We start from the raw sequence: 24009 nt of genomic DNA on the forward strand, positions 1-24009 counted from the left end.
TGAGCACCGGCCTGCGCACCAACTGGACGCTCGGCGGTGAGGCCGTATTCGTCGCCGCCGGCATCCTGCTCGGCGTGTCGGTCAGCGGCAAGCTGCTCGGCGCGCACCTTCCTGGCCGCCTGCCCAACTGGGCACCGGGCGAGGCCAGCATCATCGGCTGGCTGCTGCAGACCAAGGCGCTGAGCATGATCATCGTTGCCAACTGCGTCAGATCTGCCCCGACGACCTGCCCCATGGCGCAAAGTTACGTTCTGCGCGCTTCTTGGGCCTGTGTTGAAATGGGTGTAATTGGATGTAACATTGTCGGCATGATCGCCTCGCATGCCGTCCAGATAACCCCGGAAACCCTCAGTCTCGTCGCCGAAATCGATGAGTTCAAGGGAGCGTGGCGCGCGCTCGGTACGCTGGCGCCGGATCGGCTGGCCGCACTGCGGCGGGTCGCCACCATCGAGAGCATCGGTTCATCCACCCGCATCGAGGGCAGTAGGCTGTCCGATCGCGAAGTCCAGCGCCTGCTGTCCAATCTGCAGATCAAGTCTTTCGCCACACGGGACGAACAAGAGGTAGCCGGCTACGCCGAGGTCATGGAACTGGTGTTTTCGTCCTGGCAGGACATCGCGCTGACCGAGAACCACATCAAGCAATTGCACCGTGATCTCCTGACCTACAGCGAGAAGGATGCATGGCATCGAGGCAACTACAAGACGACTGCCAACAGCGTAGTGGCCTTTGCTGAGGACGGGAAACAACTGGGCGTCGTCTTCGCCACCGCGACGCCATTCGACACGCCATCCCTGATGGCTGAACTGATCACCTGGTTCAACGCAGAACGTCAGGCGGGACAGCTTCACCCCTTGCTGCTCATCGGTATCTGGATCGTGGTCTTCCTCGAGATCCATCCATTCCAGGACGGCAACGGCCGGCTCAGCCGGGTTCTCACAACCCTGTTGCTCTTGCAGGCCGGGTATGCCTACGTGCCTTACAGCTCGTTGGAAAGCGTAGTCGAGCAAAGCAAGGAGGCCTACTACCTGGCCTTGCGGCAAACGCAAGGCACGATCCGTACGACTTCGCCGAATTGGCAACCGTGGCTGACGTTCTTCCTGCGCACGCTCGCCGAACAGGTCCGTCGTCTCAATCGCAAGGTCGAGCGTGAGAAGCTGGTACTGGCCTCGCTACCTGAACTGTCGCTCCAGATCGTCGAGTTCGCACGTGAGCATGGCCGCATCACGATGGGCGATGCGATTCGACTGACCGGCGGCAATCGCAACACGCTCAAGCAGCATTTCCGGGCGCTGGTGGAGCAAGGCCGCCTGGGTCAGCACGGCGCCGGCAGGGGCGTCTGGTACGAGTTGCGATAGGGGTAGATTCAATCCCTGGCGTTCGCCACCAAAAGCAATTTTTCGCAACTCAGGGTCTACGACGAGCCTCTCCGCGTGGTGGGCGTGTCAAGCACCCGGCGCGTACACCAGCTCGGGAACCACCATCTCCCACGATTCGCATTGCGCGTTGATCCGGGATTTGTAAGGCTCCGCCACGTCCCTCGGTCGGCGCACGTGGATGGCGGCGACGCGGGCTTCGATGCAGTGCATGTTGTTTTCCGGTTCGAAGTGCTGCGACAGCGCGCCGACGTCGACCCCTTGCGCATCGCACAGTCGCCAGGCACCGGCCGATGTTTGGCGAAGCGCGATCCGGTTGCCTACGGTGAGTGCGGCCAGTGCCCGGTGAATGGCGTGGCCGGGGGGATGGCGTGCGGCAAAGTCGAGGTCGATCTGTCGCCAGCCGAGTCGCCGATGGCGACGCGCCAGTTCGGGCGGCGGCGTTGGCAGCGGCGTCGCGTGGCGACGCAGGAAGGCCGGCGGGTCGGACAACGAGTGGGACGACGAGTCCGCCGGCCCTCCCGCCAGCGTGTCGAGCCAGGCCTGGCCGCGATCGAAGCGCGCCAGCGCAAGCGTCTTGCGCGCACGCGTCATGGCCACGTAGTAGAGGCGGCGCGTGGCGTCCGCATCCTCGTTGGCGCCGCTCCGTAGCCAGTCGCCATCGAGGACCGCGACGTGATCGAATTCGAGACCCTTGGCCCGGTGCGCGGTAAGCAGCAGCAGGCCGGTCTGCCGCCGGCGCGCTTCCCGGCCCCACTCGGCCAACCAGTCGAGAAAATGGTCGACCGGCAATTCGGCGTCACCGACATCGAGTGCATACTCACTCACCGCCTCGCGCAGATAGCTCCACCAATGGGCGTCAGGTCGACCCTCAGGCTGCAATGCCAGCCACTGCTGGATCGTTGATACGTCGATCAGCGCACTCGCGCGCGTTCGCAACCAGCCGATCATCGCCTGCGTTTCGCGCAGAGTCCAGAAGCCGCTGCGGTCTTCATCGGCCTGCTGCACCGGAATACCCCGCAGTTCGCAATAGCTGCGCACCGGGTCGAGTGAACGCCAGTTGCGGGCCATGATGGCGCAGCGCGCCCAGTCCCACGCCGGCGCCAGATTTGCCATGCGCTCGAATTCGGTGATCACGGCAAGGGCCTGGGTCCGGTCGTCGTTGCCGGCCGGCAGGATCTGCACGCGCCCCTGGCCGACCGGGTCGATGCCGGCCCATTCGCCGCCGGCGGCCTGGCCCTTGCGTGCCGCATCGATGTGGATCGGGTGCGCCTGCTTGATGCGGTTCGCCGCCGGGGCGATCAGCCGGTTGGCGGCTTCGATGATGTTCGCCGTCGAGCGATAGTTGTCGGTCAGGAAGGCCGGCCTGGCGGCATAGTCGGCCTCGAAGCGACGGATGAACGCAACCGAGGCGCCATTGAAGGCGTAGATGTTCTGGTCGTCGTCACCGACGGCGAAGAGGTTGATGCGGCCGTCCTCATCGGGCCGGGTGCGACCGGCCAGCGCCGAAATCAGTTCGTATTGTTCGGGCGCGATATCCTGGTACTCGTCAACCAGAATCCAGCGGAAGCCGGCCAGCAGGCGTTCGCGCTGCTGGTCCGCTTCCTCGGGCGGCAGGTCCTGGCCCTTGAGCAGCCTGACCGCCTGTTCGATGATCTCCTTGAACGGGTCGCCGTTCACCCTTCCGCTCTGCGTGGCCAGACTGGCGCCGACCAGGCGCATGGCCAGTGCGTGCAGGGTGAGCACGGCAACGCCGCGGGCATCGTCGCCGATCAGCTCGCCGAGGCGCTGGCGAATCTGCACCGCGGCGTGGCGGTTGTAGGCGAGGGCCAGGATGCCCTGCGGGTTCTCGCGGCGGACGCGAATCAGGTAGGCGATGCGATGCACCAGCACCCGCGTCTTGCCGGAGCCGGGGCCGGCGAGGACGAGAACGTTGGTACTTTCCCGCTCGTCGGCGACGATCTCGCGCTGTTGCCGGTTGTTCAGCACCTCGACGATGTCATGCCACGACTGCGGCGTCGTCTGGCGCGTCAGTTCCTGGTCGCGATCGGGTAGCCAGCGGCGCATGAACTCGTCGCGTTGCAGGCTGAAGTAGTCCATCGTCAGGTGCAGCGCTTCGGCCATGGCCTTGAGTCCGCGCTGTACGTACTCGGCCATGACGTGAATCTGCACCACCTGTTCGTCGTAGTGCAGCTTGAGTGGCGCGAAATCCCCCGGCATGAACTTCCGCTTCCAGTCGGGCTCCAGGCGAATCGTCATGGCCGGCCGGAAGACGGCCAGTCCCTTGTTGAGGCGGATGATTTCCTGCTCGTGCAGCCACAGCAGCGCACGGTCGAGCAGCTTGGGCGTGATCGTCCTTTCTGCCCCGAGCAACAGATCGGCTGCCAGCGCCGCCAGCAGTTTGCCCAGCGTCGTTTCGGCCAGTTGATCGTTGCCGCGGGCGCCGGCAGGCAGACAGCCGAGCAGGTGGTCGAGCAGGCAGCCGGCGGCGCTGCGCCGGCGCCGGGCGGTGGCTTCCACGGCCGACCATTCGCGTTGCAGTTCGATACCCAGCGATTCGACATCAACCCGCCGCAGCTTCAGGCTGCCCTGGCCGCCCGCTTCGTCGCGGCCGTCGGCGGCAAGGCTGCTCAGCAGTTGGCGCAGGCGCTCCGGCAGGGCATCGGCGTGGCCGGCATCCTGCAGGTGCTGGTTGGCGTGGCGCAGGTGGAGGATCGACGATTCGCCACGGCCGAGGTCCGGGTGCTGCTCGCGCAGCAGGGCGATCAACGCCGATTCGAGCGCGGCGGCCTGCGCGAAGCGCTTCTTCGACGATCTCTCGACGCCGACGTGGAGGTAGGCGGTCAGCGCCGTATCGTTGCTGGCCAGTCCCAGCGCCTCGAGGTCGTAGAACGCGGCGCGGACTTTTTCGGGGGAAAGCCCGGAGACGAGCATCAGCTCGTCGGTCGAGATGCCTTCATCGACCGGCGCGCCGATCAGTGCGCCGACAATTGCCAGCAGCCCTTTCCGATACTCCGGCGCGATGACCCTTTTCTCGATCTTCCTGCGCGCTTCGTCGAGCGAGGCGACGCGCAGCGACGAGGGGAAGACCTGGACCCGGTTTTCCTCGCGCGTCAGCAGCGCGGCTTCTTCCAGCCACGACACGGCGGTGCGCACGCGCGTGTCGTCGGTGGCCGAATCACGCTCGAAAGCGCCGTCTTCGTCCTCGGCGAGGATTTCGCCGGCGGTGGCGATCAGGTCTCCCTCCTTGCCGCCACCCCGGCGTTTCTTCCGGTCGAGATTGCGCAGCGAGTGCAGGATGGCCTGGATTTCCTTGCGCGACAGCCGCGAGCGCGCCGACATGCCGAATTGCCGCTCGACGTCCTCGACGGTGTAGAGGAGAACGCAGCGTGCCGACTGACGGTCGCGGCCGGCGCGGCCCGCTTCCTGCAGATAGTTCTCCAGCGAACCGGGAATGTCGGCATGGATGACCAGACGCACGTCCGGCTTGTCGATCCCCATGCCGAAGGCGTTGGTGGCGACGATGACGCGCAGATCGCCGTCGATGAATGCCTTCTGTGTGCTCTTCTTCGTTTCCGGTGGCAGCCGGGCGTGAAAGTGGTCGACCGCCCAGCCTTTCTGCCGCAGAAAGCAGGAGACTTCTTCGGTCTGATGGCGTGTCGCGCAATAGACGATGGCTCCGCCAGGCAGCTCGGGCGGCAGATCGGCTTCCAGGATCTGATGGATGTGCGCGAACTTTTCGGCCGGGCTGGTCGGGACGACGCAGAAATCGAGATTGGCACGACGGGCGCCGCCGTTGAAGCAGCGCAGTTCGATGCCGAGCTTGTCCCTGAAATGATCCAGGATGTCGGCCATCACGGCGGGTTTGGCGGTAGCCGTCAGGCAGAGGACGGGTGGAATCGCCTGATTGCCGGCCTTTTCACGGATGAAGCGCCCGATGTAACGATAATCCGGGCGGAAATCCTGCCCCCATTTGGAAAGGCAGTGCGCCTCGTCGAGTACCCAGGCGCCGATTTCGCGTTGCGCCAGCACCTTGCGCAGCGTGTGGTTGCGCAGTTGCTCGGGAGAAACGATGAGAATGCCGATGTCGCCCAGGCGCAGGCGATCGAGCACGTCGGCGCGCTCGGGCATCGACAACAGCCCGTTGAGCGCGGCACAGCTCCTGATGTTGCGGGCCTCCAGTCCGGCCACCTGATCGGCCATCAGGGCCACCAGCGGCGAGATGACGACGGTCAGCGCACCGGTCTTGTCGAAGCGCGAGAGCGCGGGGATCTGGTAACACAGCGACTTGCCGGTTCCCGTCGGCAGAATCCCCAGCACGTGTTCGCCGCGCATCGCCGCTGCAACGATGCTTTGCTGCAGCGGCTGACCCGCTTCGTCGACCGGCTCCGGACGAAATTCGGGGAAGCCGAACCAGCGCACGAGTTCCTTGCGGGCATCGTGCCGCTCCCCGCACCACTGGCAGGCCGGGTCGGCGCAGGCGGTGTCACGCAAGCGCTTGATCAGCATGCCGGCCTGCGGAAACTGATGGCGCACCCACGGTGGCATCACCGAGTTGCCGCCGGCCACCGACAGCCAGGCCAGTGCGTAGGCCAGGGCCCAGCCCTGGCCGGCGGCATCGGCCAGCACCTCACCGAGGTGCGTCGCGCAGACGTGTCCGGCCAGTTGCTGGCGAATGGCGGCGAGCGCTTCGCCATCGCTCGGGCGAGGCTGGTGGCGCAAAGCCATGAAGAAGCGATCGAGCCCCGCCTGCCGGCTGTGCACGGTCGTCAGCCAGTGCCAGGCGAGAACCCGGCCCGGTGAGGCTTCGGCCAGCGCCGCTTGCTGGTTGCGGAAGACCTCGAGCGTCAATTGCGCGTCGAGCAGCGGATCGTTCAGGCGCCCGCGCTGCAGTTGCCCATCCTGATAATGCTTGACCAGATGGTGGTAGGGGTTGCGCGGGAAGGCCAGCGGGTTGAGCCACAGCGTGTCGACCGCCGGCAACTGCAGCAGCTGCAGATCGGGCTTGGCGGCGGCCAGATGCGGCAGGTCGAAAGCGATCAGGTTATGGCCGAGCAGGAAGCTGGCGCCTTCGGCGAATGCGTCGAGTTGTGCCAGCGCGGCCAGCAGATTGCCTTGTCGGAAACGCAGCGAGGTCCCCGGCTGGTCACCACGAACGGCGGCAAAGCGGTGAATCCGTCCATCGCGCAGCCCGACTTCCAGGTCGATGGACAGGCAGCGGGGAGCGAAACCACTCATGGGCAGCGTGAGTGGGCATTGACGCTGCACCATCCCATGACCGTCTGATGCTCTTCTAGATCAGCGCGCCGTTGATCGAGATCACCTGGCCCGAGATGTAGGCGGCCTGATCCGAAACCAGGAAGCCGACGAGATCGGCGACTTCCTCGGGCTTGCCGGCGCGCTGCATCGGCACCAGTGTCCTGATCGTTGCGGCGTCGAAAGCGCTGTCGGCCATCCCGGTGGCGATGATCCCCGGCGCCACGGCATTGACCGTGATGCCGCGGCTGGCCACTTCCAGCGCCAGCGACTTGCTCGCGGCCTGCAGCGCACCCTTCGCTGCCGAGTAGTTGACCTGGCCACGGTTGCCGATGATCGCCGCGACCGACGAGACATTGACGACCCGCCCCCAGCGCGTACGGATCATCGGCAGGATCAGCGGTCGGGTGACGTTGAAGAAACCGTTCAGGCAGACATCGATGACGCGGTCCCATTGCTCGCCGGACATGCCGGGAAAGACCGCGTCGGCATGGAGGCCGGCGTTGTTGACCAGAATCTGGATCGGGCCGGCGACGAGGAGGTCGGCCAGCGCCGTCGCCGTAGGCTCGCGCTCGGTGATGTCGAAAACGACCGTTTCGGCGCTGCCGCCGCCGGTGACGATTTCGCCGACGACCGCCTCGGCCTTCGCGCGGCCGCGGTTGGCGTGCACGATCACGTGGCAGCCGTCGGCGGCCAGGCGGCGGCAGATCGCCGCGCCGATGCCGCCGCTGCCACCGGTGACCAGCGCGCGTTTCATGGCCGTCGTGCCGCGTCGACCGTGGCGGCGTCGAGGACGACGGCGGCGCGTCCGTCGACCAGGCAGCGGCCGGCGTGGCTGACCGCGAAGCGGTAGAGAATGTTGGTGCCATCGCTCGACAGGCACTCGGCCTGGACGCTCAGTTCCCCCGCCAGGTCGTCGAGCCGGGCGACGTGCAGGGTCACGCCGCGCAGGCTGGTCAGGTAGCCATGGCGAGGCCGTTCACCGGTTTCGGCAAGCAGCGCGCCATGCACGGCCATCGCCTGCGCCGCGTACTCGATGCCGCTCGCCGCGCCCAGGCGACCCTCGGCGCGCAGTGGGTTGGCCGGGTCGGTATGGCTGGTCGCGCGGCAGGAAATCGTCGTCGCCGACCAGTCGACGACCGACTCGAGCAGGCACATGGTGCCCTGGTGGGGGATATGCCCGGCGATCCAGCGGTGGTCTAACAAGGGATGCAGTCCACGCGCAGTTGCATCGGTGGCAGGTAGTCGAGGCAAACGCCGCCACCTTCGCGCTTGGCCAGCTTCTGCAGCAGCGGCAGGCTGCGCAGCGCCGGGATCGTCGTGCGCAGGCTTTCCAGTGCGCCATCGGCCAGCCTGGCGGCGGCGTCGGTGCCTGGCGTGACGGCGATGCGCGCCAGTGAGCGGACGCTCTGGAGCGGGGTCAGGAACAGCGCCACACCGGCGCAATCAGGTATCGGCCGCTTGCGGTGCAGGGGTTCCGGATACTCGCTGTCGTAGGCGATCAGCAAGGTTGCCCGTCGGTCGACGACGACTTGCGCCAGCGTATCCAGCAGACCGGCGCCGAAGCTCGCGTCGAAGGCGCAAAGCACCTGGCACGGGGCCATCGCGCCGGTGGCGATGCCCCAGTAGCCGGCGGCGGCGTTATGCACCGAGTTGTGAAAGCGGGTCGGCGAAATCTGGCGGTCGTCGGTCGCCAATTGCTCGCACAGCGCGTGACAGTTGTGGCCGTCGGCACCGGAGGCCGTGAACACCGTGGCCAGCGTGCCGACGTCGGCTTCAGCATGGGCGGCGGCTTCCAGCCCAAGCGCGAGCGCCAGCTTGACGACGCGGCTGGCGCGCCGGCGCTCGGCTGGTGGCAGGATGCTCGGCACCGGCAGCACGGAAGGCGCGGGCGTATAAGCCTGTTCGCCGCGCAGGACGGCGCAGGCGGTCGGCCAGTCCGGCATGCCGGGGGCGATGAAGCCGACGCCGTCGATCCAGGCGGTGAGCGGAGTCGGTCTCATGTGCTGACGCCGAAAACCAGGCTGCAGTTGCTGCCGCCGAAGCCGAAGGAGTTGCTCAGTGCCCGCTGCACGCGCGCGGCGCGGGGAGTGAGCTGGTAGTCGATCGGGATCGCCGGGTCCGCTGTCCTGGTGTGCGGGCTGCCGGGCAGCAGCTCGTGCGTGAGCGCCAGCGCGCAGATCAGCGCTTCGACGGCGCCGGCGGCGCCGAGCGTGTGGCCGGTCGCACCCTTGGTCGAACTGCACGGCGTGCGCGCTCCGAACAGCGCCGCCACCGCCTTGCCTTCGGCCGCGTCATTGCTCGGCGTCGCGGTGCCGTGCAGGTTGATGTAGTCGATGTCGAAGGGGTGCAGGCCGGCCGAGCGCAGGGCCGCCTCGATCGCCATGCGGGCACCGAGGCCTTGCGGGTGCGGTGAGGACATGTGGTAGGCATCGCTCGACTCACCGTAGCCGAGCAGCAGCAGCGAGCCGGGGCGGGCATTCTTCGGCAGCCGTTCGAGCAGCGCAAACGCGGCCCCTTCGGCGACCGAGATGCCGTTGCGTGCCATGTCGTAAGGCCGGCACGGCTGGCTCGAGGTCAGTTCGAGCGAAGCAAAGCCGTAGAGCGTCGTCAGGCACAGGGAATCGACGCCGCCGACCAGCGCCGCGTCGATGCTGCCGCAGGCGAGTTGGCGAGCCGCTGCCGCAAAGGCCTTGGCGCTCGACGAGCAGGCCGTGGATACCGTCATCGCCGGGCCTTCGAGGTCGAAATAATCGCGCGCGAATTCGGCCAGCGAGAAAGGATTGTGCGTGTTGCGGTAGATGAAATCGTCGGGCAAGGCGCCACTGTGCGGGTCGCGCCGGCGGTAGGCGAGTTCGGCCTGCAGGATGCCGCCGGTGCTGGTGCCGAGAAAAACCCCGATGCGGCTCCGGCCGTAGCGCGCTGCCGCTGCGCGCACCCGTTCGGCCAGGCCATCGGTTTCGAGGCCGAGTTGCGCCAGACGGTTGTTCCGGCAATCGTAGCGCGCCAGCGTCACCGGCAGGGACTGATCGTCGACCGCCGCCACTTCGCCGACCCAGGTATCGATCACGGCCGTTTCGAAAGCACAGGGCGCCAGGCCACTGCTGCCCGCGCGCAGGCCTGCCAGTGTCGCAGCCAGGCCGCGCCCGAGGCAGGTGGTCAGGGTATAGGCGGAAACCAGCAAAGGGGTCAAGTAGATGCTCCAGATCGTCGGAGCCGAATATTAATGTGAAAGTCGCGCATGCGACTCACGAATTTCCCCTCCCCCCTCGCGGGGGCGAAGGCGGGGTTTCGCGGAGCACGGCTCCGCGCCGCCGTAGCCGGCCCGCGATGCAGCGCGGGCCGTGGAAGGGGTCGGGGGAGAGGGAAACGGTCATGACTTTCATGATCGGGGGGTGCCTGGAAAAGTCATGACCGTTAGCAGAGGACGATTGCCGGTTGCCCGCGGCGTCGGCAACGATTGGCAACGACGAGCGGCTGCATGGCCGGCAGGACGTTCATGCCGGCAGTCGGCACACCAGCAGGTTGTTGGCAAAGGGCTTGCCTTCGTTCATCGGCAGCGTTTCGACGCAAAAGCCGAGCGCTTCGAGGAGTTCGGACCATTGCGCCAGCGTGCGTCCGTAGAGCCTCGCCAGGCGGTGGCCGCGGCAGAAGGTGACTGCGTGATCGACCCAGTTGCAGAGGTGGTAAGGGAGGCCGGCGCCGGCATCGCCGACGCGCGTGACGAACAGCCCGCCTGGCGGCAGGGCTGCCCGAATCCGCGTCAGGACGTCCACCTGATGCGCGTGGTCGATGTAATGCAGCGCGTCGAGGATGGTCACGACCTCCGCCTGGCCGAAGTCGACTGCGCGCATGTCGCCTTGCCGGATGTCGACGATCGGGTGTGGCTGGCCGAAGGCGCGCCGGGCGCGTTCGACATCCCTGGCCATCAGCTCATAGCCGCGCAGGCGCAGCGGTTGCGGGGCGACCGCCCAGTCGCTTGGCCAGTGACCTTGCTCGTAGAGCGCGCGCGCCGCCAGCAGCCACGAGAACAGGCTGCCCTGGCCGCAGCCGAGGTCGAGAAAATGCCCTGTGGCGGGAAAGATGCCGCGCCTGAGAAGTTCGCGGAAGATGCAGTCGCCGGACAGCTTGCCGCGTGCATAGTGGTAGGCGAAATGCCCGCCGGCACGGAAGGGGCGGCTGGCGTCGTCGAGCAGCGTGGACAGAAAGGGTTCGTTCATGCCAGGGAATGGGTCAGGGTGACGGGGTTGAGGCGACTCTCCGCGATGGCCTGCAGCAGCCGCGGCAGCACGGCGACGATCAGCGCTTCGCCGGTGGGGGTGCGCGCGGCGTGGCCGTCGTGCAGCAGCAGGATGTCGCCAGCGCCGAGACGGCGGGTCAGCCGCAGGAAGACACGCTGCGGATCAGCCTCGCGGGTGTCGAAAGCGCGGCGCGTCCATGTCGCGAGTCGCAGATCGAGACGCGCCAGCACCGGGTCGAGCAGCGGACTGCGCAGCCCCGCCGTCGGCCGGAAGAAGCGTGGCGCCTGGCCGGTGAGGTCGGACAGCGTGCTCTGCGCGGCGGCGATGTCGGCGTGCATGCGGCGCATGCCGAAGGTGGCGAAGGCGGATGAATGCGAATCGCCATGGTTCTCGACGCAGTGGCCGCGGGCAACGATTTCCCGGCAGAGCGCGGGGAACCGGCGGGCGCGGCTGCCGATGCAGAAGAAACTTGCCGGCGCGCCGGCAGTGTCGAGAAGATCGAGAACGTGCGGCGTGACTTCCGGGTCCGGACCATCGTCGATGGTCAGGGCGATTTCCCGGCGTGCGCTGGCCGTGGCCGGCAGGCGCGTCAGGTTGGCGCCGAGCAGGGCGCTGCGCGGCAGCAGGCCGGCAGTCGTCAGGATCAGGTGGTTGGCGGCCAGAGCCCCGAGTGCCCACGGCCAGTGGCCCGGCATCGCCAGGACACCGAGCGCGGCTGCCCCGTGCAGGGCAAACGAGGCCTGGATGGCCGGCGAGGGATTCCAGGGTCGTGGCATGTGCTTCAGGTCGGCAGGAATCGCCGGTCGAGAAAATGTTCCCACAGGAGCTGCCAGACAGGCCACGCGTGCCCACCAGGAACGACCTGGCTCGCGGTCGACGGGAAGCAGCCGGCAATCTCCCGCAGTCCCGCGGCAAAGCGGTCTTCGGCACCGTAGCCGACGAAGACCGGGAAGTCGGCCGGCGGCTTCTGCAACCACCGCCAGACACGGAATTCGTAGTCGGCGAGTTGCTCGGCAGAGGGCTGCCAGCAGGCCAGCCCGCCAGCGTCAGCGATGGCGTCGGCGGTTAGCCGGCTGCCAGGGTAGGGGGCAAGCAGGCAGAGGCCATCGACGCTGCCTGGCGAATCGGCCTGCTGACACAGCGCCAGCAGGCCGCCGAGCGAGATGCCGCCCAGCCAGAGGTTCCGGCAGCCCTGCGCGCGCGCCGGCGACAGGACTTCTTCCTGCAGCGCGGGCAGGGCCTCGCCGCTGGAGATCATCGCCAGGTCGAGGTCTACCGCCAGGAGGTCGATCGGCAGGCGGCGCCGCGTGATGGCGCTGAAGAAACCGGCGCTGACGAAGTCCGCCGCGCCCATGTACGCGCCCGGCAGCAGCACCAGCCGCGTCGGTGCGCCGGTGATCCGGCCGAGGGTTCGCAGGGGTGTGCTCATGCCTGCGGCGTCGGCTGGGCGAAGCAGGCCGAGAGGAGCAGTGCCAGGATCGCGCCCGGGCCGACGGTGATGCCCAGCGCCTGCAGGACGGGCACCTGCGAAGTCGCCAGCGTGCCGAAGCCGATCGCGGTCGTCAGGGCGGCGATGAGCATCGAGGCGACCGTCCGCGGTTCGCCGGCCAGCCGGCCGCCGAGGCGGTCGAAAAAGAGGGCGTAGTTGGAACCGACGGCGACGATCAGCAGCATGCCGACCAGATGCAGCAGTTGCAGGCGGACGCCGGCCAGATTGAGGGCGGCGGTGACCAGCAGGACCGCCAGCAGCAGTGGCACGATCACCTGCAGCACGCGGCGGGGCGAACGCAGCGTTGCGCCGAGCAGGCCGACGATGGCGACGAACCCTCCCAGCGAGAGGAGCCGTGCTTCGTCGAGGTAATGCGCATACAGCTTGTCCAGCTCGGTCTTCAGGTCGATCAGCAGCGCCCCGGAACCCGCCAGGGTCGCGCGCAGGGCTTCGGCGTCGAGTGCGCGCAGGCGGTCACCGGACGGCGGCCGCAACGGCAGGAGGACGCTCCAGCCGTTGCGCCGCGGCAGCAGCAGGGCGTCCACGGCGAGCGCCAGACTGGTGCCGTGCAGCGCTTCCGGGCCGATGATCGGCGCTGCGCGCGCCACGTCGATGTCGTGCAGGAAAGGTTCGAGCTTGCCGGCGGCGAGCGGCGAATCGGCCAGCGCCAGCGGCAGACGCTCGCGCAGTTGCGCCACCGAGGGCAGGCTGGCGCGCCGCGCGAGCTGGGTTGCTGCACTGGGCAGGAAGCGGACCGGCGACTCGTAGCCGCCGATGACGCCGGCCGCGCGCAGCCGGTCGAGCTGGACGCCCGTACGTTCGGCGGCCTGCAGCGCCTGTTCGCGGTCGGCGGCGCTGACCACGACCAGCAGGCGGGCGTCGGGCGCGCCGAGGTCGGCGCGCAGCGCGCGGTCGGTGGCCAGGTCTTCGGTGCTGGCCGTGCTCAGGGCCGCGAGTTCATGGCTCCACAAGGGGTCACGGTTGGCGATCAGACTGGCGGCGGCGAGTGTGGCGAGGCCGATGATCGGCCAGCGCAGCCGCGGTAGCCAGACGGCGAGTCGCGCAAACGCCTTGCCGAGCGTGTTCAGGTCGCGTGCCTCGACGCCGACCGGGAGCAGTTGTGGCAGGACGAAACGCGTGACGGCGGCGGCGGTGAGCAGGCCAATCAGCGAATACAGGCCGAGTTGGGCCAGTCCGGGAAAGCCGGACAGGAGGAGAACCGCGAAGCCGCAGACCGAGGTCAGGACGCCGAGACGGATCGTCGGCCAGAAGCGGGCGCGCCAGGTCGTGGTGTCGCCACGTTCGCTCTGGACGAAATAGTAGATCGAGTAATCGACGGCCTCGCCGATGAGCGCCGAACCGAAACCGACGGTGATCCCGAAAACCGTGCCAAAGGCGAGGCTGACGGCGACCATGCCGGCCAGCGCGCCGCTGACCACCGGCAACAGGCTGAGGCTCATCAGTCCGAACGAGCGGTAGACGAAATACAGCAGGCCGGCGATGGCCAGCGTGCTGATCAGCGACAGCCTGGCGACTTCCGCCTGGATCGTCGCCCGGGCATGCACGGCAAATACGGCCGGGCCGGCAATCTGCAGGCTGGCGGCCGGCACCCCGGCGGCTGTGCGGGCGGCGGCGAACGCTTCGCGAACCACATCGAGCGCCCTGGCCTGTGCGTCGGTGTCTGAACCCAGGGCGGCGGTCTGCGCCAGCAGCACTGCCCGTTCGCCGTCGCGCGACGACCAGACGCCGGCGCGGCTGTCGGGCTGGGCGCCGGCATCGAGTCCGAGCAGCAGACCGATCAGTTCGCCGGTCGGGTCCTGCGGCAGCAGCCGTTTGACCAGCAGGCCGGCGGGCGAAGACAGCAGGTCGATGCTCTCGGCGATCGCGGCGCGCAGGCCGGCAACCGAAAAACGTTCCGGCGTCACCGCCGGGCTGAGCAGGTAGCGATGGCGGAACAGGAACTCGCGGTCTGCGTCGAGACCGTGCGCTTCGCCGTTGCGTACGGCGATGAACTCGGGCTGGCTGGCGAGCCGCGCACGCAGTTCGCGGGACAGCGCTGCCCGTTGCCCGGCATCGCCGCCGCTGACGCCCAGCATCAACAGTCGCGTGACCGCACCCTCCCTGAGTTGGTCGACGAGCACCTGCTGCCCGGCACTGGGGTGTGCCGGCAGGAAGAACGACATGTCGGCCGAGAAGCGGCTATGCCAGACGATCGCCGCGCCGGCGAGCATCGCCATCGACCAGAGAACGAGGGTACGGAGGGCGGTGACGGTCACGGCTCGGGAAGGTGTTCGATGCTGATCACGGCACGGTCGCCGTCGGCCTGCAGATACTCGATGCTGTGGATGCGGTTGCGTTGGCCGGCGATACTGATCTTCTGAACGATGGCGGCGATCGCCTGGTCGCTTGGCAGCAGGGTGAGTGTCCAGCGCTCGCGGTTGCCGGCAAGATGGAGCGCATAGTTCCTTTCGAGCGCCTGGCGGTTGCCGGTGAGCGCCCCGCGGATGCTGTCGACGAAAGCCCGGGCCTCCGGCTGGGCAGTCAGATCGATGCTCAGTTTCTGCTGGCCGCGCTCGATGGTCAGCCGGTCCTTGTCGAGCAGCAGCGTTTCCGGGCGCGGCGTCAGTTGTCGCTTTTCCAGCCGGTCGGGCGTCGTGAAGCGCATTTCACCACTCGCCACGAGCGGCCGGTCGAGCAGCGCGAGGTATTTGGTCTCGACGAAGCGCGCCTTGCCGCCGCGCGTCCGGGCAAGCTCGTCCATCAGTTGCGCCAGATCCCAGGCGGCCAGCGCCGGAGTGGTCAGCGCCGTCAGCAACAGGGCGGCGAGCAGTCGCTTCATCGCGCCTTCTGCCAGAAGTCGAAGAAGTTGAACCAGTTGTAGGGAGCCTGCCGGCAATAGTACTCAAGGCGGCTGACGTAGCGGGCCTGCGCCGCGCGCATCGCCGCCTCTCGGTCGGGCGCCGCCACCTGCGAAAAATCGGCCAGCGTTTCGAAGTGGAGGCGGTAGCGGTTGCCGCCCAGATACAGCCCGGTCATGAAGAACACCGGCCGGCGCAGCATCGCCGCCACCCGGAACGGTCCGATCGGAAAGGCCGCCGGCTGGCCGAGGAAGTCATGTTCCTGCGTCGCCTCGTCGGCCAGCGCACGGTCGGCCAGCATGCCGACCAGATAACCCCTGTCGAGCTTGTCGCGTGCTTCGAGCATCGACTCCAGGCGGCCAAGGGGGATGATGTCCTGAACCGCTGCCGGATTGATCGCGGCCAGCGTGGCGTTGATCTTGCGGGCATTTTTTTCGTACATCAGCATCGCCACCTTGAGGCCGGCGCGACCGCGGGCGACCGCGCGCAGGACTTCGAAGCTGCCGAGGTGGGCGCCGATCAGCAGCGCGCCCGGCTGTCTGGCCAGCGCTGCATGCAGGGCTTCGCTGCCATGCACCTCGATGTCGAACAGGTCGAAGCGGTCATTGAGCAGGTAGACCCGGTCGTGGATCGTGCTCGCGAAGGCGAGGACGTGACGGTAACCGTCAGACCATTCGGCCCAGCGTCCGAGGGAGCGGCCGAGGTAGTTTCGACTGGCGCGCCGCGCCTGCGGCGAAAAGAACAGGAAATACAGCGCGATCCCGTAGAGCACCAGGCGGCCCACGCGTCGGCCGAGGGTCAGGGAGATCCAGACCATCAGCCGCAGGATCGCAAGATTGCTGCGCTCCCGCTGGTGCAGCCAGGCGGCGGCGTGTTGTCCGCTGCTCATGGGCCCGGTTGCAGGTGCCCGGCAGCCACCTCGCGTCCGTCGGCGAGGACGGAGAAGACGATGCTCGCGTCCGCCCTTTCATGCAACTGGAAAATGAGCGCCTGGCCCGGGCCGACGGGGCTGAAGAATTTGCTCCGGGCGATCTGCCAGACGACAGCCGGTCTGCCCAGCAAGGCTTCGGCGAAGTGCAGCGCGCGGTCGAGCAGAACGACGCCGGGGACGATCGGCCGGTCGGGGAAATGTCCGGAGAAGGCCGGGTGCCCGGCGGCAACGATCCATTCGAAATCAGCGCGACGCATCGCGGGAAGTCGTCCGGCAGGATTCGTACAGCGCCTGCAACTCGGCGCGTGGCAGTTTTCCGGTGCTGTTGCGCGGCAACGCATCGACCAGGAACAGGGGCCGTGGCAGGAAGGCCGCGTCGACCCGCTGCCGCAGCCGGGCGAGCACTTGCCGCCCGGTCAGTTGCGGGGCAACGGCGAACGCGCACAGGCGCGTGATGCCTTGCGGCGATGCGCTGTCGGGTTCGAAGAAAGCACCATCGACGACGCCGGGGATGGCCGTGATCTGGTGGTCGAGGTAGGCCAGCGAGCTGCGCTTGCCGGCAATGCTGATCAGGTCGGCGTTGCGCCCGAGCAGCATGAAGCGCCCGTCGGGCAATAGTTCGATCTCGTCGGCCAGGGCGACACGGCCTTCGATATGCCCGCCGAAGGCAACGGTCCGGTCGCCCTCCCGTTCCAGACAGACCCCGTCGAGCGGCCGCCAGGCAGGGTCCGCGAGCAGGCGCCGACTGGCCAGTTGGCCGCTTTCGGTACACCCGTAAATCTCGTGCAGCGGGGCGCCAAAACGGGATTCCGCGGCCGTGGCGAGTTGCCGCGAGAGCGGGGCGGTGGCCGACAGCAGCCGCTCCACGGTCGGAAGTTCGACCTCGGCGGCAAGCAGCGTGCCGAGATGAAAAGGCGTGCTGACCAGGAGCCGGGGCGACGGCACGGACTGCAGCGCGCAGACAATGTCCTGTGGATAGAAGGGCTTGCCCGACCAGAACGGCGAATTGCCGTGCAGGGCGAGCAGCACCGTCGATTCGAATCCATACATATGCTGTGCCGGCACGGTGCCGACGATGGTGTGCCGAGGTCCGTGCAGCAGACCGAGCCGGCCGGCTTCGGCGCGGGCATTGCGGACCAGCGATCCCCAGGACTTGGCGTGTGCGACCGGCAGGCCGGTCGATCCCGAGGTGTAGGCGATGATCGCCACCCGTTCGGCAGGGATGTCGGGGATTCGGGCGACGGCTTCGGGGGAAGCGGCCAGGCGATCGGGGAAGTCGACGCGCGGCAGGTCGAGACTGTCGAAAGCGCTGTCGCAGAGGCAGAAGACGTCCGGATGCTGGCGCCGGATCTGGCGCAGCGTTTCGACCGATTGGGACGACGGCTGCAGACTCGTGCGCCCCCCCAGCAGGCCAGCCGCCAGGCCGACGCTGAAGCGATAGCGGTCCTGGCAGAGGTTCAGGAAATACGGGCTGGCCGGCAGGATCGTGGTCAGCGCCGACGCGCTGGCGAGAAAATCGCGCACCGTTGCCGGGCCATCTGGCAGGTAGGCAAAGAGGTCGTCGAGGCTGCTGTGTCCGAGCAGCGGCAGCGCGCTCATCGGTCGTTCGCCAGGGAACCCGGTTGGCGTGCTGCCTCACGGTAGCCACGGATGGTATCGGCAATCCGGGTACGATCCGCCGGTGGCAAGACACGCTGTCGGACCAGATATTCGCCGACAAACATCAGGCCCAGGAGGGGCATGGTCAGAAGATTGGCAAAGATTGACCAGACGGTCGGCGACGCAAACAGGAAGAGGGCGGTCGACAGGCTCGCAGTCGTCCCGAAAAAGGCAGTCCAGGCGATGGTCACCTGCCGCGTGTAGCGCACCTGGGCGTCCGAAACGACGCCGTGGTGGGCCAGACGGGCGAAGCGGGTGACCAGCGGCTCGCCCTGGCCGATCAGGCTGCGTCCGAACAGCAGGCCAAGCGCCAGGTTGGTGCCCGCGTGCTGGAGGTAATACAGCAGGGCAACATTGTGCCGTAGCGCCTGCCATTGCCAGGCGAGCAGGAGGGTTGCCGCCAGTCCGCCGGTCGCCGACAGCCAGCGTTGCCGCGGGTCCACCCGCCACAGCAGGAGAACGACGACCACCACGATTGGCGCGCTGGCCACGGCCACGGCCAGGTCGGAAGCCCCTGCACTGGCGCTGGTTTCGTGCGCGAGCCACGTCCAGGCGATCAACAGCCCGCTCAGGCTGCTCACGCGCAGGAGCCTGGCCGGCGTGATCACGGTCATTTCGTCCGTTGGCTGGCGATGTGCGCTGCCAGCGTACGCAAGGACGAGAAGATGCGCACGTTGTCGTCGTTGTCCGAACGCAACTGAAAACCATAGCGCTTCGAGACGACCAGCGCGACCTCAAGGACGTCGATCGAATCCAGCCCGAGTCCTTCTCCGAACAGCGGCGCATCCGGTTCGATGTTCCCCGGATCGAGATCCAGATTGAGCGCCGAGACGATCAGGTCGGCGACTTCTGCCAGGAGGGTTTCAGCGGTGTGGGGGCTGGTTTCTTGGGACATCACGTTTTTCCCGTGGAGTTATGACGTGGCGGCGCGAAAGGCGAGCACTGCGTTGCTGCCGCCGAATGCGAAGGAATTCGAAAGCGCCGTACCGAGTGGCTGATCACGTCGGGTGACGCTGACATGGTCGACGCCAGCACATGCCGGATCGATCGTATCGAGGTGAGCCGTGGGTGGAATCGCCTGCTCACGCAGGGACAGGATGGTGACGATGGCCTCGATGGCTCCTGCGGCACCGAGCAGATGACCGTGCATCGACTTGGTGCCGCTCACGGCGGGTCTCGTCCCGTCATCGCCAAAGACCGCGCGGATGGCTTCGATTTCCACCGGGTCGCCTTCGATGGTGGCCGTTCCGTGCGCATTGATGTAGTCGACATCCTGCGGGTGCAGGGCGGCATCGGCGAGCGCCGCACGCAGCGCACGGATCTGACCGTCGGCCTCCGGACGGACCAGATGCGCATGGTCGCAGGTGCTGCCATAACCGATGATCTCACCGTGAATGCGTGCTCCTCGCCGGTGCGCATGCTCCCAGTCCTCGAGTACCAGCGCAGCACCGCCCTCGCCGAGCACGAGTCCGTCCCGGTTTTCACTGAACGGCCGGCAGGCGATGGGGGCGGTCTTTTCGTCGCCGCTGGCCAGTACGCGCAAGGAGTCCCAGGCACGCGCCACACCGTAGGCCTGCGGCACATCCGAACCCCCGGTCAGCATGATCGGCGTCTCACCACTGCGCACCCGTCGGAAAGCCTCGCCGATGGCGATGCTCGAAGACGCACAGGCGACGGTATGGCTCATGCTGACGCCGCCCAGGCCAAGCTGGATCGAAATGTGCGCATTGGCCGCGTTGTTCATGCCGAGAATGACGGAGAGCGGCGAAATCCGTTCGCGGCCCTTTTGCCAAAGTTCCTTGTACCCCTTTTCGTAGGCCAGTGTGCCGCCCAGAGCCGTTCCCCAGGAGACGCCCCAGCGCTCGCGGCTTTCGGCGTTTTGCCGCCGGTCAAGTCCTGCGTCGTCCCAGGCTGCAAAAGCGGCAGCCGTTCCCAATTGGGCGAAGCGGTCCATCGTTCCCGCCAGGGCCTTGCCGAGTACCGCACTGGCCTGAAAATGGGGGCAGGCGACGAAAGGGATGGCCAGCGCTCGCGGCACCTCGTCGAGACGGAGCAGGCGAACCGCCGATTCGCCATTCAGAATACGCTGGAAGAAATCCGCAAGACTATCGCCAAACGGGCTGACCAGGCCCAACCCTGTGATGGCAACGCGACGCCGGCTCATGACTCAAGACTGATATTCGCCGCGCAGCCGATCCATCAGGCTTGCCATTTCACTGATGGTTCGCGGAGTTTTCAAATCCTTGGCAAGGGTGATGCCGAAGCGTTCCTCGAATTCGAAGATCAGTTCGAGAACCATGAACGAATCGACACCCAGGTCGTCCAGAAGCGCATCCGAAGTGATCTTCTCCGCTTCGACGCCGAGTCGTTCCTGCAGGAATTCGCGTATCACTGAAAGGGAATCCATAATCGTTCGATTCTATCCGATTGTCGCCCCCCCGCCAACGCTTTGACGGTGAGGGTGCGAATGAAAGTGTTGGTCGAAGTCCTTTGTTCGATGGAGAGGTGTTGACATCGGTGATCGCCCCTGCGAGGGGGAGGGGAGCCTGTCGGTCCCTTTCAACACGGTCATTCACCACCCCACGGTGAATCTGTTCAACGCCGACCGGCTCCCCTCGGAGGCAGTCGGTTGGCAAGCATGGATAAAGGGCGGTCCAGGAAGTTGCCGGATCTTGTGATAGAGTCCTCCCCATGCCCCGCGTTGAATCTGCTGATCGTCGACTCGCCGGCCCTGACGTGGCGCTGACCCAGCGCGTCCTGCTCTGGCTCGCGTATGTCACTTTCGTCGTCTATGGCAGCCTGGTGCCACTGGATTTTCGTCCGTTGCCGCTTGATCAGGCCTGGGCGACCTTCAAGCAGTTGCGCATGTTGCAACTCGGCGTCGAGAGCCGGGCCGACTGGATCGCCAATGGCGTGCTCTATGTTCCGGTGGGCTTTCTTAGCGTGGCCCTGTTTGGCTGGAACAAGGGTCTGCGGGCGCGCCTCCCCCTGCTCGTCGGTACGGCGCTGTTTTGCTTTGCGCTGGCGCTGGCGGTGGAGTTTGCCCAGTTGTTCTTTCCCCCGCGCACGGTGTCACGCAACGACGTGATCGCCGAGGCCATCGGCAGTGTCGTGGGGATCGCGCTAGCCTTCCATTGGTCGGCGTGGTTTCGCAAGGTGCTTGCTGCCCTGACCGGGAACCTGGGCCAGCTAGCCAGCCGCGCTCTACAGGCCTACGCGGTGGCCTACCTGTTGTTCAGCCTGTTCCCTTTCGATTTTCTGCTGTCGCCAGCCGAACTGGTGGCCAAGGTGCAGTCCGATGCCTGGGGTTGGTTTCTGGCCGAACAGGGCACAGGTCGCGGCCCGGTCATTCTGATCGCCAAGTTAACGGCCGAGATGCTGGCCGTGCTTCCCCTGGGTCTCATCCTCGGTCGCTGGAACCTCGCCAGAGACCGCCCTGCGACCCGTCATGCCGTGCTCTATGGGCTTGTCCTGGGAGTGGCCATCGAAACGGCGCAGTTCTTCATTTATTCGGGTTCCAGCCAGGGTGTCTCGCTGCTGACACGCGCCATCGGCATGTATGGCGGCGCTCGCCTCTGGCGTGACCGGCTTTCCCTGCATGATCTCCACCTCGATCCCAGGAGCAGGAGGCTGGCCATGCCGCTAGGCCTGCTTTACCTGCTCGCCCTGGTGGCGGTAAACGGTTGGTTCGATCAGGCATGGCACGGCTCGGCGGTCGCCAGTCATACGCTGGCCGAGGCCCGCTTTCTGCCATTCTATTACCATTACTACACTACCGAGCACGCCGCCCTGATCAGTCTGGTATCGGTGGCCTTGATGTACGGCCCGGTCGGGGTGCTTGCCTGGCTACGCTGGTGGTCGCCGGCCGCGGCCCTGTGGGCCGCCGCCCTGGCGGCGACCGTCATCGAGTCGAGCAAACTCTTTCTTGCCCACCACCCGGACCCGACCAATCTCCTGATCGGGGCCATTGCAGCCTGGTCGGTGACCAAGCTTCTACAAGGTCTGGAACAGGCCCCGGTGGCAACCCGGCAGGCCGGCCTCCCGGTCAGGGCCCGGCCAGTGATGCGGATCGGCGAGAAGGCCTCGGCAGGCAGCGCCGACCGCGGTTCGGGGCGCACCGGCCTGGCCCTGGCCCTGGCCACGATCCTGGCAGTGGCGGCCTGGATCGTCATCGATTTCCCTTTTTATCCCGAACTGCTCGCGCTGCTGCTGCTGTGCTACGCAGCCCTGCTCTGGTTCCAGCCTGGCTTGCTCTGGGCGGCGATTCCCGCCGCCATCCCGCTGCTCGATCTGGCTCCCTGGAGCGGGCGTTATTACCTGGATGAGTTCGATTTTCTGGTCATCGTCAGTCTGGCGGTCGGTTACGCCCGCGTTCGGCCGGCGCCCAAGGGTTTCTGCCGGGATGTGCCGAGTCTGGCGGTGGCCTGCCTGCTGGCTTTGACCTTTACCGTCAGTACGCTGTACGCCGTGCTTCCGATGGCTCTGCCCGATGTCAACAGCTTCACCAACTACTACAGCCCATTCAATGCCCTGCGCATCACCAGAGGGGCGTTGTGGGCGCTGCTGCTGTTCGCCCTGATGCACCGCTTCACCGCTGCGGGTCATGATGTTCGCCCCTTGTTTGCGACCGGCATGGGGGTGGGGCTGGCCGGGACGATCGCCGTGGTGATCTGGGAGCGCATGCTCTTTCCCGGACTTTTCAATTTCACCGACACCTACCGGGTCACCGGACCCTTTTCCCAGATGCACACCGGTGGTGCCGATATCGAAACGTATCTGACGGCGGCGCTGCCTTTTGCCCTGTTGCCCATGGTGCAGGCCCGTTCGCTTGCCGCACGGCTGGCGAGCGGGTTGCTGCTGCTCGGCGCCAGCTATGCCATCATGGTGACCTTTTCACGAGCAGGGTACGCCGGCTTCGCCCTGGCCCTGATCATCACCTGCCTGGTGATCCTGCCATGGCGCTGGCTGAACGCCGCGCGCAACACGGCCAGCGACCCTGCCCCGACCCCCATGCCAGGCGAACCAGCGTTTGCTCCTGACTCCCGACGATCCAGAGTCTATCGATGGGCGGCTGCCTCGGTGCTGTTAGCCCTGGCCGCGGCGGTGGCCGTTCCGATCTACAGCGGTGCCTTTGCGCAGCAGCGAATCTCGGCGATCGGCCAGGATCTGGCTGCGCGCCGGGCCCATTGGGCGGATACCCTGGCCATGCGTGACCCTGGACCGATCACCGCCCTGTTGGGAATGGGAATCGGCCGCTTTCCGGAAACCCACTACTGGCGCAGCAGCGAGCCCAAGGCGACCAGTTACCGCCTCGAAAGCGAACATGGCAATACCTTCCTGCGGTTCGGCACGGGCAATCCCCTGTACATCGAACAGTTCATTCTCATCGCACCCGCTGAGGAATACAGGCTGCAGCTTGACATTCGCGGCCCCCTGGCGGGGAAGGGCGTTTCCGTCTTCCTGTGCGAGAAACTCCTGCTGACTTCAGGGCGTTGCGTATTCAAGACGGCCGACCTGGCCGAGGGGGATGGACAATGGCAATCACAGCAGTGGCTCCTGTCCAGTGGTGAACTCGGCAGCGGCGGGTGGCTCGCACGGCGGCCGGTCAAGCTATCGCTGGCCAACGCATCGCAGGGCCGTGTGGACGTCGATAATGTCCGCCTGCTGACAGCAGACGGAGTAGAGATCAGCCACAACGGCGACTTCGAACAGGGGCTCGATCGATGGTTTTTCAGCGTCGACCAGGACTTGCCCTGGCATGTCTGGAGCATGCCGGTGGCCATCCTGTTCGACCAGGGCTGGCTCGGCCTGATCGCGATGGCGGCCCTGATCGGACTGGGGATGACGCGCACTACCCGACGTGCATGGACGGGTGATGCCTGGGCTGGCGCCGTTCTGGCGGCCTTGTCCGGTGTCCTGATGATCACGGTCCTCGACACGGTCATCGACGCGCCGCGATTCCTGCTGCTGCTGTTGCTGCTGACCTGGGCGGGGTGGGCTGGCGGCAGCAGGGCGGATCGGAGGAAGCCGTGAGCGTGATTGCCGGCAAAGTTTCAAGCCCTTCCCGGTTCGTTCGCTGTCGGAAATTTTTACACTTTGCAGGAGAAAGAAACCGGGTAACATAATAACGAATTGATTCTGTTGTTATTTTATGGCGGGCACGAATAGTGCTTCGATAAAATGTCTCTCTTATCGTCCC

The 24009-nt window shown here is 66.6% G+C and carries 19 protein-coding genes; 2 read left to right on the top strand and 17 right to left on the bottom strand.

The annotated features are described in order from the left end of the window. Positions 1 to 308 precede the first annotated feature (308 nt). A complete protein-coding gene (locus V5B39_RS01130; protein WP_332340815.1) occupies positions 309 to 1358 on the top strand; it encodes a Fic family protein in 1050 nt (349 codons plus the stop codon). 87 nt (positions 1359 to 1445) lie between these two features. Here the strand turns inward: V5B39_RS01130 and V5B39_RS01135 are convergent, their stop codons facing one another. From V5B39_RS01135 to V5B39_RS01215, 17 genes are all read right to left on the bottom strand, one after another. Beyond that, the gene (locus V5B39_RS01135; protein ID WP_332340741.1) at positions 1446 to 6614 is read right to left on the bottom strand and encodes a RecQ family ATP-dependent DNA helicase; all 5169 of its coding nucleotides are present in this window, start codon (positions 6612 to 6614) and stop codon (positions 1446 to 1448) included. Between the two features lie 55 nt (positions 6615 to 6669). Next, a complete protein-coding gene (fabG, locus tag V5B39_RS01140) occupies positions 6670 to 7389 on the bottom strand; it encodes a 3-oxoacyl-ACP reductase FabG (RefSeq protein WP_332340743.1) in 720 nt (239 codons plus the stop codon). After that, positions 7386 to 7790 carry a 3-hydroxylacyl-ACP dehydratase gene (locus tag V5B39_RS01145; RefSeq protein WP_332340817.1) on the bottom strand — a complete coding sequence of 135 codons (405 nt, stop codon included), beginning with the start codon at positions 7788 to 7790 and terminating at the stop codon, positions 7386 to 7388. Before V5B39_RS01145 ends, fabG begins: the two co-directional genes overlap by 4 nt. A 41-nt stretch (positions 7791 to 7831) precedes the next feature. Then, complete coding sequence (locus V5B39_RS01150; RefSeq protein ID WP_332340745.1) at positions 7832 to 8635, bottom strand: beta-ketoacyl synthase chain length factor; 804 nt, start codon at positions 8633 to 8635, stop codon at positions 7832 to 7834. Beyond that, on the bottom strand, positions 8632 to 9825 hold the full coding sequence (locus V5B39_RS01155) for a beta-ketoacyl-[acyl-carrier-protein] synthase family protein (RefSeq protein ID WP_332340747.1): 1194 nt from the start codon (positions 9823 to 9825) through the stop codon (positions 8632 to 8634). The genes V5B39_RS01150 and V5B39_RS01155 overlap by 4 nt, the downstream gene beginning before the upstream one ends. Positions 9826 to 10129: 304 nt before the next feature. Beyond that, positions 10130 to 10852 carry a class I SAM-dependent methyltransferase gene (locus V5B39_RS01160; RefSeq protein ID WP_332340749.1) on the bottom strand — a complete coding sequence of 241 codons (723 nt, stop codon included), beginning with the start codon at positions 10850 to 10852 and terminating at the stop codon, positions 10130 to 10132. Beyond that, positions 10849 to 11649: a polysaccharide deacetylase family protein gene (locus V5B39_RS01165; RefSeq protein ID WP_332340751.1), complete on the bottom strand. Its 801-nt coding sequence runs from the start codon at positions 11647 to 11649 to the stop codon at positions 10849 to 10851. Before V5B39_RS01165 ends, V5B39_RS01160 begins: the two co-directional genes overlap by 4 nt. 5 nt (positions 11650 to 11654) lie before the next feature. Beyond that, a complete protein-coding gene (locus V5B39_RS01170; protein WP_332340753.1) occupies positions 11655 to 12302 on the bottom strand; it encodes a hypothetical protein in 648 nt (215 codons plus the stop codon). Then, positions 12299 to 14638, bottom strand: a complete 2340-nt coding sequence (locus V5B39_RS01175) for an MMPL family transporter (protein WP_332340754.1) — start codon at positions 14636 to 14638, stop codon at positions 12299 to 12301. Before V5B39_RS01175 ends, V5B39_RS01170 begins: the two co-directional genes overlap by 4 nt. Beyond that, positions 14635 to 15201, bottom strand: a complete 567-nt coding sequence (locus V5B39_RS01180) for a LolA-related protein (protein ID WP_332340756.1) — start codon at positions 15199 to 15201, stop codon at positions 14635 to 14637. The genes V5B39_RS01175 and V5B39_RS01180 overlap by 4 nt, the downstream gene beginning before the upstream one ends. Then, entirely contained in the window at positions 15198 to 16109 is a 912-nt protein-coding gene (locus V5B39_RS01185) for an acyl-CoA synthetase (protein ID WP_332340758.1), read from the bottom strand. Before V5B39_RS01185 ends, V5B39_RS01180 begins: the two co-directional genes overlap by 4 nt. Continuing rightward, positions 16106 to 16408, bottom strand: a complete 303-nt coding sequence (locus V5B39_RS01190; protein ID WP_332340760.1) for an ApeI family dehydratase — start codon at positions 16406 to 16408, stop codon at positions 16106 to 16108. Before V5B39_RS01190 ends, V5B39_RS01185 begins: the two co-directional genes overlap by 4 nt. Continuing rightward, positions 16395 to 17750, bottom strand: coding sequence for an AMP-binding protein (locus V5B39_RS01195; protein WP_332340762.1), 1356 nt, complete (start codon positions 17748 to 17750; stop codon positions 16395 to 16397). The genes V5B39_RS01190 and V5B39_RS01195 overlap by 14 nt, the downstream gene beginning before the upstream one ends. Then, entirely contained in the window at positions 17747 to 18424 is a 678-nt protein-coding gene (locus V5B39_RS01200; protein WP_332340764.1) for a hypothetical protein, read from the bottom strand. Before V5B39_RS01200 ends, V5B39_RS01195 begins: the two co-directional genes overlap by 4 nt. Next, positions 18421 to 18705 carry a phosphopantetheine-binding protein gene (locus tag V5B39_RS01205; protein ID WP_332340766.1) on the bottom strand — a complete coding sequence of 95 codons (285 nt, stop codon included), beginning with the start codon at positions 18703 to 18705 and terminating at the stop codon, positions 18421 to 18423. The genes V5B39_RS01200 and V5B39_RS01205 overlap by 4 nt, the downstream gene beginning before the upstream one ends. Before the next feature lie 18 nt (positions 18706 to 18723). Further along, positions 18724 to 19974 carry a beta-ketoacyl-[acyl-carrier-protein] synthase family protein gene (locus V5B39_RS01210; RefSeq protein WP_332340767.1) on the bottom strand — a complete coding sequence of 417 codons (1251 nt, stop codon included), beginning with the start codon at positions 19972 to 19974 and terminating at the stop codon, positions 18724 to 18726. 3 nt (positions 19975 to 19977) lie between these two features. Continuing rightward, complete coding sequence (locus V5B39_RS01215) at positions 19978 to 20202, bottom strand: acyl carrier protein (protein WP_332340768.1); 225 nt, start codon at positions 20200 to 20202, stop codon at positions 19978 to 19980. A gap of 299 nt (positions 20203 to 20501) precedes the next feature. Here V5B39_RS01215 and V5B39_RS01220 point away from each other — a divergent pair, with 299 nt between their 5' ends. Beyond that, positions 20502 to 23843: a VanZ family protein gene (locus tag V5B39_RS01220; RefSeq protein WP_332340770.1), complete on the top strand. Its 3342-nt coding sequence runs from the start codon at positions 20502 to 20504 to the stop codon at positions 23841 to 23843. Positions 23844 to 24009 lie beyond the last annotated feature (166 nt).

This window comes from Accumulibacter sp., from assembly GCF_036625275.1.
Lineage (GTDB): Bacteria > Pseudomonadota > Gammaproteobacteria > Burkholderiales > Rhodocyclaceae > Accumulibacter.

Coding starts and splice junctions, on each gene's coding strand:
- V5B39_RS01130 (WP_332340815.1), top strand. CDS start 309: ATGATCGCCTCGCATGCCGTCCAGATAACCCCGGAAACCCTCAGTCTC.
- V5B39_RS01135 (WP_332340741.1), bottom strand. CDS start 6,614: ATGAGTGGTTTCGCTCCCCGCTGCCTGTCCATCGACCTGGAAGTCGGG.
- fabG (WP_332340743.1), bottom strand. CDS start 7,389: ATGAAACGCGCGCTGGTCACCGGTGGCAGCGGCGGCATCGGCGCGGCG.
- V5B39_RS01145 (WP_332340817.1), bottom strand. CDS start 7,790: ATGTGCCTGCTCGAGTCGGTCGTCGACTGGTCGGCGACGACGATTTCC.
- V5B39_RS01150 (WP_332340745.1), bottom strand. CDS start 8,635: ATGAGACCGACTCCGCTCACCGCCTGGATCGACGGCGTCGGCTTCATC.
- V5B39_RS01160 (WP_332340749.1), bottom strand. CDS start 10,852: ATGAACGAACCCTTTCTGTCCACGCTGCTCGACGACGCCAGCCGCCCC.
- V5B39_RS01165 (WP_332340751.1), bottom strand. CDS start 11,649: ATGCCACGACCCTGGAATCCCTCGCCGGCCATCCAGGCCTCGTTTGCC.
- V5B39_RS01170 (WP_332340753.1), bottom strand. CDS start 12,302: ATGAGCACACCCCTGCGAACCCTCGGCCGGATCACCGGCGCACCGACG.
- V5B39_RS01180 (WP_332340756.1), bottom strand. CDS start 15,201: ATGAAGCGACTGCTCGCCGCCCTGTTGCTGACGGCGCTGACCACTCCG.
- V5B39_RS01185 (WP_332340758.1), bottom strand. CDS start 16,109: ATGAGCAGCGGACAACACGCCGCCGCCTGGCTGCACCAGCGGGAGCGC.
- V5B39_RS01190 (WP_332340760.1), bottom strand. CDS start 16,408: ATGCGTCGCGCTGATTTCGAATGGATCGTTGCCGCCGGGCACCCGGCC.
- V5B39_RS01195 (WP_332340762.1), bottom strand. CDS start 17,750: ATGAGCGCGCTGCCGCTGCTCGGACACAGCAGCCTCGACGACCTCTTT.
- V5B39_RS01200 (WP_332340764.1), bottom strand. CDS start 18,424: ATGACCGTGATCACGCCGGCCAGGCTCCTGCGCGTGAGCAGCCTGAGC.
- V5B39_RS01205 (WP_332340766.1), bottom strand. CDS start 18,705: ATGTCCCAAGAAACCAGCCCCCACACCGCTGAAACCCTCCTGGCAGAA.
- V5B39_RS01210 (WP_332340767.1), bottom strand. CDS start 19,974: ATGAGCCGGCGTCGCGTTGCCATCACAGGGTTGGGCCTGGTCAGCCCG.
- V5B39_RS01220 (WP_332340770.1), top strand. CDS start 20,502: ATGCCCCGCGTTGAATCTGCTGATCGTCGACTCGCCGGCCCTGACGTG.